The sequence below is a fragment of the Desulfosporosinus sp. HMP52 genome, from assembly GCF_000765145.1.
Lineage (GTDB): Bacteria > Bacillota > Desulfitobacteriia > Desulfitobacteriales > Desulfitobacteriaceae > Desulfosporosinus.
In genome coordinates this window covers 102,412-115,236 of sequence record NZ_JMGA01000016.1, presented here as the reverse complement: position 1 = coordinate 115,236, position 12,825 = coordinate 102,412, and the positions used below count along the sequence as shown (strand labels likewise).

14 protein-coding genes, 2 tRNA genes and 1 other annotated feature are annotated in these 12,825 nt (G+C 43.8%); all 16 genes read left to right on the top strand.

What is annotated here, in order from left to right:
* Positions 1 to 46: 46 nt before the first annotated feature.
* The 16 genes from cysE (at position 47) to rpoB (ending at position 12,811) form a co-directional block, all read left to right on the top strand.
* Positions 47 to 793: a serine O-acetyltransferase gene (cysE, locus tag DP73_RS06185; RefSeq protein WP_034598262.1), complete on the top strand. Its 747-nt coding sequence runs from the start codon at positions 47 to 49 to the stop codon at positions 791 to 793.
* Complete coding sequence (gene cysS / locus DP73_RS06180; RefSeq protein WP_034598260.1) at positions 690 to 2,123, top strand: cysteine--tRNA ligase; 1,434 nt, start codon at positions 690 to 692, stop codon at positions 2,121 to 2,123. Before cysE ends, cysS begins: the two co-directional genes overlap by 104 nt.
* A gap of 15 nt (positions 2,124 to 2,138) precedes the next feature.
* Positions 2,139 to 2,531 (top strand): ribonuclease III domain-containing protein, encoded by a 393-nt coding sequence (locus DP73_RS06175; RefSeq protein WP_034598296.1) that lies wholly within the window; start codon positions 2,139 to 2,141, stop codon positions 2,529 to 2,531.
* A 42-nt stretch (positions 2,532 to 2,573) separates the two neighbouring features.
* Positions 2,574 to 3,251, top strand: a complete 678-nt coding sequence (thyX, locus tag DP73_RS06170; RefSeq protein WP_034598258.1) for an FAD-dependent thymidylate synthase — start codon at positions 2,574 to 2,576, stop codon at positions 3,249 to 3,251.
* On the top strand, positions 3,248 to 4,015 hold the full coding sequence (gene rlmB, locus DP73_RS06165) for a 23S rRNA (guanosine(2251)-2'-O)-methyltransferase RlmB (RefSeq protein WP_205623361.1): 768 nt from the start codon (positions 3,248 to 3,250) through the stop codon (positions 4,013 to 4,015). Before thyX ends, rlmB begins: the two co-directional genes overlap by 4 nt.
* A gap of 303 nt (positions 4,016 to 4,318) precedes the next feature.
* Positions 4,319 to 4,969: an RNA polymerase sporulation sigma factor SigH gene (gene sigH / locus DP73_RS06155; RefSeq protein WP_034598253.1), complete on the top strand. Its 651-nt coding sequence runs from the start codon at positions 4,319 to 4,321 to the stop codon at positions 4,967 to 4,969.
* A 103-nt stretch (positions 4,970 to 5,072) separates the two neighbouring features.
* Positions 5,073 to 5,148 (top strand) — tRNA-Thr (locus DP73_RS06150).
* A 121-nt stretch (positions 5,149 to 5,269) separates the two neighbouring features.
* A tRNA-Met gene (locus DP73_RS06145) sits at positions 5,270 to 5,344 on the top strand.
* Positions 5,345 to 5,599: 255 nt separating this feature from the next.
* Positions 5,600 to 5,749 (top strand): 50S ribosomal protein L33, encoded by a 150-nt coding sequence (gene rpmG, locus DP73_RS06135; protein ID WP_014901220.1) that lies wholly within the window; start codon positions 5,600 to 5,602, stop codon positions 5,747 to 5,749.
* An 82-nt stretch (positions 5,750 to 5,831) separates the two neighbouring features.
* Positions 5,832 to 6,053 (top strand): preprotein translocase subunit SecE, encoded by a 222-nt coding sequence (secE, locus tag DP73_RS06130; RefSeq protein ID WP_034598249.1) that lies wholly within the window; start codon positions 5,832 to 5,834, stop codon positions 6,051 to 6,053.
* Between the two features lie 43 nt (positions 6,054 to 6,096).
* Positions 6,097 to 6,624, top strand: a complete 528-nt coding sequence (gene nusG, locus DP73_RS06125) for a transcription termination/antitermination protein NusG (RefSeq protein WP_034598247.1) — start codon at positions 6,097 to 6,099, stop codon at positions 6,622 to 6,624.
* A 31-nt stretch (positions 6,625 to 6,655) separates the two neighbouring features.
* Positions 6,656 to 7,084, top strand: a complete 429-nt coding sequence (gene rplK, locus DP73_RS06120; RefSeq protein ID WP_014901223.1) for a 50S ribosomal protein L11 — start codon at positions 6,656 to 6,658, stop codon at positions 7,082 to 7,084.
* 64 nt (positions 7,085 to 7,148) lie between these two features.
* Positions 7,149 to 7,841: a 50S ribosomal protein L1 gene (rplA, locus tag DP73_RS06115; RefSeq protein ID WP_034598245.1), complete on the top strand. Its 693-nt coding sequence runs from the start codon at positions 7,149 to 7,151 to the stop codon at positions 7,839 to 7,841.
* A gap of 45 nt (positions 7,842 to 7,886) precedes the next feature.
* Positions 7,887 to 8,019, top strand: a sequence feature (ribosomal protein L10 leader region).
* A gap of 32 nt (positions 8,020 to 8,051) precedes the next feature.
* Positions 8,052 to 8,579 (top strand): 50S ribosomal protein L10, encoded by a 528-nt coding sequence (rplJ, locus tag DP73_RS06110; protein ID WP_034598243.1) that lies wholly within the window; start codon positions 8,052 to 8,054, stop codon positions 8,577 to 8,579.
* Between the two features lie 99 nt (positions 8,580 to 8,678).
* Positions 8,679 to 9,056 carry a 50S ribosomal protein L7/L12 gene (rplL, locus tag DP73_RS06105; protein ID WP_034598241.1) on the top strand — a complete coding sequence of 126 codons (378 nt, stop codon included), beginning with the start codon at positions 8,679 to 8,681 and terminating at the stop codon, positions 9,054 to 9,056.
* Positions 9,057 to 9,442: 386 nt separating this feature from the next.
* On the top strand, positions 9,443 to 12,811 hold the full coding sequence (gene rpoB / locus DP73_RS06100) for a DNA-directed RNA polymerase subunit beta (protein ID WP_034598240.1): 3,369 nt from the start codon (positions 9,443 to 9,445) through the stop codon (positions 12,809 to 12,811).
* The last annotated feature ends 14 nt before the right edge of the window (positions 12,812 to 12,825 follow it).

Below are 12,825 nucleotides of genomic sequence, written 5' to 3'. Positions count from 1 at the left end.
CGGTTAACTGAATAACAAAATAAGCTAAAGAGAAAAGGGTGAAGCTATGTTTGGACAGATAAAGCGTGATATCCAAGTTATTTTTGAACGTGATCCTGCAGCAAAAAGTATTTGGGAAGTTATCTTTTGTTATCCTGGGTTTCACGCTGTGCTTTTTCATAGAATGGCGCATTGGTTGTACATTCATAAGCTGGTTCTCTTACCGCGTATGATCTCCCAGCTTTCACGCTTTCTAACGGGAATTGAGATTCATCCGGGGGCGAAGATTGGGCAAGGACTCTTTATTGATCATGGTACGGGTGTGGTAATTGGTGAGACTACAGAGATCGGAAATAACGTGACTTTATATCAAGGTGTTACTCTGGGAGGAACTGGGAAAGAGAAAGGAAAACGGCATCCAACGATTGGAGATAATGTTGTAATTGGAGCGGGTGCGAGGGTATTAGGTTCCTTCAAAGTTGGGGATAATGTAAAAATCGGAGCAGGTTCGGTTGTTAATAAGCCTGTACCAAGTGATACGACTGTTGTGGGTGTACCCGGGCGGATTGTTCTTCACCGCGGGATACCGATTAAAGATCCTGATTTGAGGCATGATGAGCTTCCGGATCCGGTGAATGAAATGCTGAAGTGTCTAATGCAGCGTGTAGAATATTTGGAACAGCGATTAAATGAAGAGGAGAGTCGATACGATGTCTTTGAAATTATTCAACACAATGACCCGGCAAAAAGAGGAGTTTCAACCAAGAGAGAGCGGGAAGGTGGCAATGTATGTTTGCGGCCCGACAACCTATAATTATTTTCATGCGGGTAATGCTCGGATGTTCGTCGTATTCGATATGATCAGGCGTTATTTTATTTATAAAGGTTTTGATGTTCGTTACGTTCAAAATTTCACCGATATAGATGATAAGATTATCCAGCGTGGGAATGTTGAAGGGATGGATCCTTTAGCTTTAGGTCAAAAGTATATTGATGAGTACTTTAAAGATGCTAAAGAATTAAACCTGCTGCCGGCAACGGTTCACCCCAAGGCTACAGAGCATATTCCGGAAATGATTGAAATTATCCAAGGTCTTATCGATTCCGGGCTGGGTTATGAGGTGGAGGGGGATGTCTACTTTGCAGTGGATCACTTCCCTGATTATGGAAAGCTGTCAGGTAGAACTCTTGAGGATATGAAGGCAGGAGCGCGGGTTGAAGTGGATGAGCGCAAAAGGCATCCCATGGACTTTGCGCTTTGGAAAAAGGCTAAACCTGGTGAACCGGCCTGGGAAAGCCCGTGGGGAGAGGGGCGACCGGGTTGGCATATTGAGTGCACGGCTATGTCCTTGAAATATTTGGGGGCGGGATTTGATATTCACGGTGGAGGGGAGGATCTTTCCTTTCCTCATCATGAAAATGAAATTGCTCAAACAGAAGGGTACTTAAAAGGGAAGACCTTTGCTCGTCATTGGATGCACAACGCTTTTCTAACAATTAATCAAGAAAAGATGTCAAAATCCTTGGGTAATTTTTTCACCATCCGCGAGTTGTTAGTGAATTCTCCGGGAGAAGTTATTCGCTTCTATTTACTGGGAACTCACTATCGCAGTCCCTTGGATTTTAACGATCAAAACTTAATTATGGCGCAAAAGGGCTTGGAACGTCTGCAAACCAGCGTTCGCTTAGCTCAGGAGGCTCTGGCCAGAGAAGGGTCAGTGAAAAATGATCAGGGCACCCTAGAGTTGTCAAGGGCTTCTAAAGAGGCGAGAGAGGCCTTTGAGAAGGCAATGGATGATGATTTTAATTCCGCATTAGCTTATGCGGCTTTATTTGAGCTAGCTAAGACCATGAATAGCTTTGTACAGGCAAATCCTGTGCCTTCGGAAGGATTAGCTGAGGCTCAAAACACTTTAGTGAAACTTGGAGATGTTTTAGGGTTTGATTTGCTTCATCCGGCTAAAATCGGTGTCGAGAACAATGAAATCCTAAACGAAGTGATGGAAGTTGTCTTACAGATTCGTTCGAAATCACGCCAGAAAAAGGACTGGGAAATGGCGGACTTTATTCGCGATGGACTTAAAGAAAAAGGAATTGTTATCGAGGATACTCCACAAGGGGCCAGGTGGCAAATTAAGCGATAATTGAAAGGTGACCTTATGCGAAATTGGCAGGAAATGAATGCCTTGACCTTAGCGTATTTGGGCGATGCGGTTTATGAACTTTGGGTGCGCACCCATTTACTTGAACTAGGGCACGAGAGGGTGAAGGAACTTCACAAGCAGGCGGTCAACTATGTACGAGCCGGCACCCAAGCTCAGGTTTTACATGCCTTATTCCCAGAGCTTGATGAGGTTGAACAGCAGGTTGTAATACGAGGAAGAAATACAAAGGGCGGCCATCCTAAAAATGTAGATGTTGTGACTTATCGTCATGCCACAGGGTTTGAAAGCTTAGTGGGCTATTGGCAATTAAGCGGACAAACTGACCGGATGAAATGGGCCTTTGCTAAAGTAGACCAGATGCTTCGCGGTGAAGAAATAATTAAATAAAGATGCTCATTATAGGGTACAGTGGGAAAGGGAGATTTTTTAATGATTGTGGATCTTATTCAGCACACGCCAGATCCGGAAAAAGTAGTAGCTGCGGCAGCCCGTTTGTGTTACTCGTCAGATGCTATACCCGATTTGTTTGAACAGCTGAACGATGATAAGGTGGCTAACTTTGTCCGAAGACTTAGGGAAATGGGTCATCTTTCCCCTTTTGAACATGTAAGTTTTCAGTTTTCGATAGATGGTGTTTCAAGGGCTTTGTCCCATCAGCTTGTCCGTCACCGGATTGCAAGTTATTCGCAACGATCTCAGCGTTATGTCAAAGAGAATGGGTTTGAATTCGTCGTTCCTCCAAGCGTCAGGCAAAATCCTGAAGCTTTAGAGCGGTTTGAGACAGTTATGTCTCGCTTGCAGGAAGACTATCAGGAGCTCTTGAATAATGTGCCTGCCGAGGATGCTCGCTATGTCTTGCCGAATGCTTGTACTACTTCTTTAATGGCTACCTTTAACGCACGATCGTTATTGAATTTTTTTGAGCATCGAACTTGTATTAGAGCTCAATGGGAGATACGGTTTTTAGCTGAAAGAATGTTAAACTTAGTAAGAGAGGTTGCCCCTAATTTGTTTAGTGAAGCTGGTCCAACCTGTATAACACAAGGGGTCTGCCGTCAAGGGACATATAGCTGTGGAAGACTGAAGACCCTAGAAAGAAAGAAGTGAACTTCGTGAACGAAGAAATTGTTTATGGTAAAAATCCAGTGGCTGAGCTTCTTAAAAGTGGCAAACCAATTAACAAAGTTCTCCTTGTTTCAGATGGGCCTAGTGGTAAAAATCAAGATATTATGGCCTTGCTTCATAAGCATAATACACCCTACCAATTTGTAGATCGCCAGACTCTTGATCGGTTGACAAATCGCGAGCGACACCAAGGCATGCTGGCCTATGTGGCGGCGAGTGAGTATGCGAATGTGGAAGATATTCTGGCCTTAGCTGTCCAGCGCCAAGAAGACCCTTTTATCTTAATGCTCGATGAGATAGAGGATCCTCATAATCTGGGGGCCTTACTTAGGACTGTTGATGCTGTCGGTGCCCATGGAGTGATTATTCCTAAGCGGAGAAGTGTAGCCCTCACTGGAACGGTAGCCAAAACATCTGCCGGAGCAGTTGAACATGTCAAAGTAGCCCGAGTAAGTAACTTAGTTCAAACCTTAAAGGATTTAAAGAAAGCGGGATGCTGGGTATCGGGGGCGGAAGCCGGGGGGACAAATGCATTCAAGGCAGATTTAACTGGCCCGAGGGTAATTGTAATTGGCAGTGAAGGAAAGGGGATTAGCCGTTTGCTTAGAGAAAATTGCGATGAAATCGTAAGTCTGCCCATGAGGGGCCAGGTCTCTTCCTTAAACGCCAGTGTTGCAGGTTCGGTTATGCTCTATGAGGTGCTTAGACAAAGAATTCAATCTGAAAAACCCATCACAAAAATCTAAAGACCTAAAAATGGCAGCTGGACTCACAGTCGGCGCCCAGCAACGGTATAACTTTCCAAATGGGGCTTTGTAATTTTGATTATTAAATTTTTTACACTATTTTGACCTCTAAAGCCCCATTTTCGCAGGATTTTGGGTCTTTAGAACTCGTGTCTCGATCTCAAACTTCACGAATAGCGACAGAACAACCAAAACTTCGCCTTGACGCTTTTCTTTAGCGTCGAGTATAATGAGGATGTTCTCGTGGACGAGGGCTAGCCGAGATTGCGTCTTCTTCGTGATGACATTGTAGGGGGGATCAACTTGACTCTTCAAGCCCAACCAGAACTACCAGAATGTGAAATCATCGACGTTATCGTAGATGAAGAGGTGGTTGAGCTTGCCAAGGAAGGCGACGCTACAGCACTGGAGTATCTAATTAACAAATATAAAAACTTTGTTAGGGCCAAAGCGCGTTCTTACTTTCTGATTGGTGCTGATCGTGAAGATATTATCCAAGAGGGAATGATAGGACTTTATAAAGCAATTCGTGATTTTCGCGGGGACAAACTCTCCTCGTTTAGAGCGTTTGCAGAATTATGTATTACACGACAGATAATCACAGCAATTAAAACCGCGACGAGGCAGAAACACATTCCCTTAAACTCATATGTTTCCTTGAATAAGCCTATTTATGACGAAGATTCGGATAGGACTCTTCTCGATGTTATTTCGGGAACTCGAATTACCGATCCCGAAGAACTAATTATCAGCAGAGAAGAGTTTGACGACATTGAAGAAAAAATGGGCGAAATCCTTAGTTCTTTAGAGTGGAAAGTACTAATGTCATACTTGGAGGGCAAATCTTATCAAGAGATTGCAGTTGACTTGAGAAGACATGTAAAATCAATCGATAATGCGTTGCAGCGAGTTAAAAGAAAGCTCGAACGATATCTTGAACGTCGTGATGGATAATTTTACATATCTTTTATTGGTTAAAGTACTTGCGTTTTATAAAGATTAGTGCTAAACTACGTAAGTGCCTTGAGGTTAATGCTTGTAGCACAGGAAGATATAGGCCGACGTAGCTCAATTGGCAGAGCAGCTGATTTGTAATCAGCAGGTTGCGGGTTCGAGTCCCATCGTCGGCTCCATTTAGAACTTCTTGGCTTTGTGGACTCATTGCAAAATGAGGGTGCAGCAAAGCGTACCTCTCTTAGGCATGGATAGGTTGACGGGTGTCTATCGCACTTCGTGCAACTGAACAGTTATTATCGCGGGGTGGAGCAGCGGTAGCTCGTCGGGCTCATAACCCGAAGGTCGTCGGTTCAAATCCGGCCCCCGCAACCAAGTAAACTAGACAGCAAAGCTGTCTTTTTTGTTATTTGGCTGCACTCGACCTTGAGCTGGGTTATCATTTCATTAACTATTGTGGCTATAGTCAATGGAACTGGATATCGAACCATTAGTAAGGAAATGCCTAGGGGCTTGGTGTCAGCTAAGATCTATCAAGGCTTTTTCTTGACAGTCAAATTATCTTGTGATAAAGTGTTTTGAGTAATGAAAAAATACAGCGTCCTACCGTTGTCCGGGAGGTGTTCGTGAATGCGTGTCGGCATTATTTTAGCGTGTACTGATTGCAAGCACCGTAACTATGCTACTATGAAAAATAAGAAAAACAACCCAGATCGCTTGGAAGCTCAAAAGTTTTGCAAGTTTTGCAAGAGCCACACTCTGCATAAGGAAACTAAGTAATTTTTTTTTTGCAAAGGTTTAGATGTACGCCAGGGGGCGTTGTCACGAGTCGATGACTTGGAGTCTGTAAGGATGTGAAGTGATGGGCGAGTTGAAGAAACCGGCCAATACTCAGAGCCAGAAAGATAAGGCGATGGAGTATTTCCGCGGGGTTTTGAGCGAACTCAAGAAAGTTCATTGGCCAAGCCGCAGGCAATTGCTAACCTACACAGTTGTTGTGTTTTTTGCGGTTGCAATTGTATCTATTCTTATGTGGATTGTTGATAGCGGCTTAAGTGCGGCCTTGACCAAGCTGCTGCCCTAAACATATAAGTTTCAACGGCAGTGTCTGAGGAGGTCCCTGAGAAATGGCAAAAAATTGGTTTGTAATTCATACCTATTCTGGCTATGAGAACAAGGTAAAAATGAATCTCGAAAAACGAGTCGAATCCATGAACATGGAGGAGAAGATTTTCCGAGTTCTAGTTCCCATGGAAGATGAAATTGAATTCAAAAATGGTAAACAAAAGATTACCAAACGCAAGGTTTATCCAGGCTATGTGCTCGTTGAAATGGAAATGACGGATGACTCATGGTATGTTGTTCGTAATACTCCGGGTGTAACGGGATTTGTCGGTTCTGGAACGAAGCCTATCCCTTTGCTGGATGATGAGGTTGTAAGTATATTGCAGCAAATGGGAATGGATGAAATTCAGACCCGGGTCGACTTTGATATTAATCAAAGTGTCCAAGTTATTGCCGGTCCTTTCAAGGACTTCGTTGGAGTAGTGAGAGAAATCCTTGCAGACAAAGGCAAGTTGCGGGTTGAGGTATCTATGTTTGGCAGAGAAACTCCCGTTGAACTTGAGTTTACGCAGGTTCAAAAATTAGATTAAAAGGTTATCCTAATAAGGGGGTGTATTGAAAATGGCAAAGAAAGTAATTGGTTTGGTAAAATTAGCGATCAATGCAGGAAAGGCAACACCGGCACCTCCGGTTGGTCCAGCTTTGGGTCAGCACGGGGTCAATATTATGGGCTTTTGTAAAGAGTATAATGAGCGTACAAAAGATCAAGTGGGGCTTATAATCCCGGTTGAGATTACTGTCTATGAGGACCGTTCGTTTACCTTTATTACCAAAACTCCACCAGCAGCAGTTTTGCTTAAGAAAGCTGCAAATATTAATTCTGGCTCTGCTGAACCTAATCGCAAGAAGGTTGCTTCTGTTCCTAAATCAAAAATTCGTGAAATCGCGGATACTAAGATGAAGGATTTGAATGCAGCCAGCATTGAAGCTGCGATGCGCATGATTGAAGGAACAGCGCGGAGCATGGGAATCGACGTTGTCGAAGGTTAATTTGTAAACATCAAAGAATTTTGTGGGAGGGCTAAGCCCGTGTAACCACAAGGAGGTTAATAGAATGGCTAAAGTAGGTAAGAAATATCAAGAGGCTGTAAAATCCTTTGATCGCATTGCTCTCTACGAACCAACAGAAGCATTATCAATTGTAAAAAATAATGCTAAAGCCAAGTTTGATGAGACTGTGGAGGCTGCCTTCAAATTAGGCATTGATACCCGTCATGCTGACCAACAAATTCGTGGTGCTGTTGTACTCCCGAATGGAACGGGTAAAACTCGTTCGGTATTGGTATTTGCTAAAGGGGAAAAGGCCAAAGAGGCAGAGCAAGCAGGAGCAGACTTTGTTGGAGCAGAAGATATGATTGCTAAGATTGAGCAAGGTTGGTTTGGCTTCGAAGTTGTTGTTGCAACCCCAGATATGATGGGTATGGTTGGTAAATTAGGACGAGTACTCGGACCTAAGGGCCTCATGCCAAACCCGAAGACGGGAACAGTTACCTTTGATGTAACTCGTGCGATTAAAGAAATTAAGGCTGGTAAGATTGAATACCGTGCGGATAAGGCTGGCATTATACATGCACCCATCGGTAAAGCCTCATTCAGTATTGAACAACTACTGGAAAATTATCGTGTACTTGGAGAGACTTTGCTTAAGGCAAAGCCTGCAGCTGCTAAAGGTCAATTTATGCGGAGTGTCACAGTGTCCTCTACGATGGGCCCAGGCGTACGCATTAACCCTGCAAAAGCAATCTAACTTACGGTATGCTTGACAGTGTTGGATAAATGGGATAAACTTATCAGGAATTTAATAAGTCCGCTGTAGAAAGCAGGTGCCGAAAGGCTTAATGACCTGCCGAGGTTGGAAGATTACGCCGAAGATATCTATTTGGCATTCTTAACCTCTGCAAGCGCGGAGGTTTTCTTGTTGCTAATAAGTTTATCTAATCGGGAAGGAGGTACACAGATGCTTAACATCGAAGAAAAAGGTCTAATAGTTTCGGAGATTAAAGAAAAGTTTCAACAGTCTTCCGGTATTGTATTGGCTGACTATCGCGGTTTGACTGTTGCCCAAGTAACGCAATTACGTGCTCAATTACGTAAAGCTGGAGTAGAGTACCGGGTTTTGAAAAACAACCTCGTACGACGCGCTGCTGATGAGTTAGGGGTAGAAGGGCTGGATTCTTATCTTAAGGGACCTACTGCACTTGCTTTTAGTGCAGATCCTGTTGCTCCGGCTAAGATATTAACAGAATTTGCTAAGGTAAATAAGTTAAAGACATTCCAAATTAAAGCTGGGGTACTTGAGGGAAAGGTTATTGGAGCAGAGGGCGTTAAAGCTCTTGCTGATCTGCCTTCTCGTGAGGTCTTACTGGCTATGGTCTTACGTGGTATGCAAGCTCCTCTTACAGGTATGGCTAATGTTCTTCAAGGTCCTATCCGTAAAATGGGATATGCTTTGGAGGAAGTACGTAAGCTTAAGGCTGCACAATAGGGTATGTAGAACTTCGATTTATTGAAGTGGATTCCTTTAGAACCAGTGAATGAGTTAGCTTAAATTTAAATGTTTATAATTTTAAGGGGGAAATTTAAAATGTCTAAAATCAATGAAATTCTCGAAGCCGTAAAAGGCTTAACCGTTCTCGAGTTATCTGAACTTGTAAAAGCTTTTGAAGAAGAATTTGGTGTAAGCGCAGCAGCTCCTGTAGCCGTTGCTGGTGGAGCAGCAGCAGCAGCTCCTGCAGCTGAAGCTGAAGAAAAAACTGAGTTTGACGTAATTCTCATGAACTGTGGATCTTCTAAAATCGGAGTTATCAAAGTAGTTCGTGAAGCTACCGGACTAGGCCTCAAAGAAGCCAAAGACCTCGTTGACAATGCTCCAAAACCGGTTAAAGAGAAAGTCTCCAAAGACGAGGCTGAAGCTTTAAAAGCTAAATTGACTGAAGCTGGTGCAACTGTAGACGTTAAGTAATGCTTTTAATTTGAAGGTACTCTCTTCGTGTAGAGAGTACCTTCTTTAATTTGACAACAAGGATCAATGTTTCATCCAAAGCGGACACCAATATTTGTAAATGTTCCATGAGATTAATCAAATATTTTCTTGACAGAGGGTCTCTGTTTTGGTATACTTTATAAATGTTACCATATGTAAATGGAATTTATTACTTAATCCATCCATGCTATGGTAATAAGTAAATAGCAATAGATAATAAGGAGATATTATCTTTGAAATTGTCGGAATGATATTGAAAGATCATAAACAGTTAAGCGAGGTTCTTTTAAAGGCCTTGCTTTTGGCTGTATATGTCAATATATTATGACCTCAATGAGAAAACCACACTGAGGGGTGAAACGTAAATGTTCTATCCTGTTAAGGTTGGGACACGAGAGCGCTGGAGTTATTCCAGAATCCGTGAGGTTCTCGACATGCCAAATTTAATTGAAATCCAGCAAAACTCCTATCGTTGGTTTCTTGATGAAGGGCTGCGCGATATGTTTCGCGATATTTCGCCGATTCAAGATTTCACGGGCAATCTCGTTCTAGAATTTGTTGATTATAGTCTAGGAGATGCTAAATATCAGGTGGAGGAGTGCAAAGAACGCGATGTTACATATGCCGCGCCACTTCGCGTCAAGGTACGCCTGATCAACAAGGAAACTGGAGAAGTGAAGGAACAGGAAGTCTTTATGGGAGATTTCCCCTTGATGACAGACAAGGGAACCTTCATTATTAACGGGGCCGAACGTGTTATTGTTAGCCAACTTGTTCGCTCACCAGGAGTCTATTACTCAGAGCAAATTGACCCGAGTGGGAAGAAGCTTTATGGGGCTACAGTTATTCCAAATCGTGGAGCTTGGTTGGAGTTTGAAACGGATGTTAATGATAATATCTTTGTAAGAGTTGACCGGACTCGAAAACTGCCCGGCACAGTTCTGATTCGTGCTTTAGGGTATGCCAGCAACGGTCAAATTCTCGAGTTATTTGATGATAATGAATATATCCGTGCTACCTTGGAAAGGGATAACTCAGAGTCAACCGAAGAAGCCTTGGTTGAAATCTATAAGCGGTTAAGACCCGGCGAACCGCCGACGGTTGACAGCGCTCGTTCATTACTCGAAGCTTTGTTCTTTGACGCTAAACGCTATGATCTAGCTAAAGTCGGACGGTATAAGCTCAATAAGAAGCTTGGTCTCGATATCCCTATGGATGTACGACATTTAACTCGTGGTGATATTATTGCCAGCGTACAGCGGATGCTTGCGTTAATGAATGGGGAAGGTCATAGAGATGATATTGACCATTTAGGCAATCGCAGACTTCGTTCGGTCGGAGAGCTCCTACAGAATCAATTCCGAATTGGTCTATCTCGTATGGAGCGTGTTGTTCGTGAGCGGATGACGATTCAGGATGTAGAGGTCATTACGCCTCAAGTACTCATTAATATTCGCCCCGTCGTAGCAGCAATTAAAGAATTCTTTGGCAGCAGCCAGTTGTCTCAGTTTATGGATCAGACGAACCCCCTTGCGGAGTTAACTCATAAACGTCGCCTAAGTGCTTTAGGGCCTGGAGGATTAAGCAGAGAGCGTGCCGGTTTTGAGGTTCGTGACGTACATCATTCTCACTATGGAAGGATGTGTCCGGTAGAGACCCCGGAAGGACCCAACATTGGTCTGATCGGATCCTTAAGTACTTTTGGCCGCATTAATCCTTATGGCTTCATCGAGGCCCCTTACCGTAAAGCGGATAAGGAAGGTGCCAGAGTTACGGATGAGATTCATTATTTGACAGCAGACGAGGAAGAAAAATATATCGTTGCACAGGCCAACGCGCCTCTTGATGAGAACGGAAAGTTTTTAGGGGAGAAAATTGATGGTCGTCATGGACCGGATTTTGTGCATGTATCGCCCAATCAGGTTGATTATATGGACGTTTCACCAAAACAGATGGTATCCATCGCTACAGCCTTAATTCCTTTCTTGGAGCATGACGATGCGAACCGAGCTTTGATGGGCTCAAACATGCAACGGCAGGCAGTACCCTTATTGCGAACTGATTCGCCTTATGTAGGTACGGGAATGGAATACAAGGCGGCTAAGGATTCGGGAGTTTGTGCCATCACTAAGCGCGCCGGAGTTATCAAAAGAGCAACAGCTGATGAGATAATTGTTCTTGGCGATGATGGGATGACAGAAAAACATAAACTTCTTAAATATTCCCGTTCTAACCAAGGTACATGTATTAACCAGCGGCCAATTGTTAAGAAGGGCGAGATAGTTGAGTCGGGTCAAATTATTGCGGATGGTCCGTCAACGGACCATGGCGAGTTGGCCTTAGGCAGGAACGTTTTAGTAGCCTTCATGACTTGGGAAGGATATAACTACGAGGACGCAATCTTAATTAGTGAAAAGCTGGTTAGAGAAGATTATTATACATCGATTCATATTGAAGAGTACGAATCAGATGCTCGTGATACGAAGCTTGGGCCTGAAGAAATCACTCGCGACATTCCGAACGTTGGGGAAGATGTTCTGAAGGATCTGGATGAACGTGGAATTATTCGTATTGGTGCAGAAGTTCGTCCCGGAGATATTTTGGTAGGAAAAGTAACTCCTAAAGGTGAAACGGAGTTAACGGCAGAAGAACGTTTGTTGCGTGCTATTTTCGGAGAAAAGGCTCGTGAAGTGCGGGATACCTCTTTACGTGTACCTCACGGAGAAGCCGGAAAAATAGTTGATGTTAAAGTGTTTACCCGGGAAAACGGGGATGAATTATCTCCCGGTGTTAATCAGCTTGTGCGTGTGTATATCGCTCAGAAACGAAAGATTTCTGTCGGTGACAAAGTAGCAGGTCGCCACGGCAACAAGGGTGTTATTTCGAGGGTTATGCGTCAAGAAGATATGCCGTTTATGCCGGATGGTACACCGATTGAAGTGGTGTTAAATCCCTTAGGTGTTCCTTCGCGGATGAACATCGGGCAGGTTCTGGAGACCCACTTAGGAAGAGCTGCCAAGGCCTTGGGGATTCGTATTGCGACCCCGGTCTTTGACGGAGCAACTGAGGATGATATTTTTGAAACCTTAGAGAAGGCAGGCCTTTCCAGCGATGGAAAGACCATGCTCTATGATGGACGCACGGGAGATCCTTTCGACAGCAAAATTACCGTTGGCTATATGTACGTTCTCAAACTTCACCATTTGGTTGACGACAAGATTCACGCTCGTTCGACAGGTCCCTACTCTTTAGTTACACAACAACCCTTGGGCGGAAAAGCTCAATTCGGGGGTCAACGTTTCGGAGAAATGGAAGTCTGGGCCTTGGAGGCATATGGGGCTTCGTATACTCTGCAAGAAATCCTAACAGTTAAGTCAGACGACGTGGTTGGCCGAGTAAAAACCTATGAAGCCATCGTTAAAGGAGAGAATATTCCTGAACCGGGAATTCCTGAATCCTTTAAAGTATTAATCAAAGAAATGCAGAGTTTGGGTCTTGACGTAAGAGTCTTGGCAGCAGATGATCGGGAAATTGAGATTCATGATACTGATGAGGATATAACGGAAACCGCAAAGGAACTTGGCATTGATCTGCATGAAGAACTCCCGCTTCCCGCAACCCGAGTAGTTGGAGAGGCAGACGAGGAGGAGAGCGTTGACGAGGAAGATCCTCTCGATGAATTGAATGTTGAAGTCCTTGAGGAAGAAGATATAGATCTTGGCGATCTCAATTAGTCCCCGGACGAAAG

Excerpts from the sequence above, each read along its gene's own strand:
- cysE (WP_034598262.1), top strand. The coding sequence starts at position 47 with ATGTTTGGACAGATAAAGCGTGATATCCAAGTTATTTTTGAACGTGAT.
- cysS (WP_034598260.1), top strand. The coding sequence starts at position 690 with ATGTCTTTGAAATTATTCAACACAATGACCCGGCAAAAAGAGGAGTTT.
- DP73_RS06175 (WP_034598296.1), top strand. The coding sequence starts at position 2,139 with ATGCGAAATTGGCAGGAAATGAATGCCTTGACCTTAGCGTATTTGGGC.
- thyX (WP_034598258.1), top strand. The coding sequence starts at position 2,574 with ATGATTGTGGATCTTATTCAGCACACGCCAGATCCGGAAAAAGTAGTA.
- rpmG (WP_014901220.1), top strand. The coding sequence starts at position 5,600 with ATGCGTGTCGGCATTATTTTAGCGTGTACTGATTGCAAGCACCGTAAC.
- secE (WP_034598249.1), top strand. The coding sequence starts at position 5,832 with ATGGGCGAGTTGAAGAAACCGGCCAATACTCAGAGCCAGAAAGATAAG.
- nusG (WP_034598247.1), top strand. The coding sequence starts at position 6,097 with ATGGCAAAAAATTGGTTTGTAATTCATACCTATTCTGGCTATGAGAAC.
- rplK (WP_014901223.1), top strand. The coding sequence starts at position 6,656 with ATGGCAAAGAAAGTAATTGGTTTGGTAAAATTAGCGATCAATGCAGGA.
- rplA (WP_034598245.1), top strand. The coding sequence starts at position 7,149 with ATGGCTAAAGTAGGTAAGAAATATCAAGAGGCTGTAAAATCCTTTGAT.
- rplJ (WP_034598243.1), top strand. The coding sequence starts at position 8,052 with ATGCTTAACATCGAAGAAAAAGGTCTAATAGTTTCGGAGATTAAAGAA.
- rplL (WP_034598241.1), top strand. The coding sequence starts at position 8,679 with ATGTCTAAAATCAATGAAATTCTCGAAGCCGTAAAAGGCTTAACCGTT.
- rpoB (WP_034598240.1), top strand. The coding sequence starts at position 9,443 with ATGTTCTATCCTGTTAAGGTTGGGACACGAGAGCGCTGGAGTTATTCC.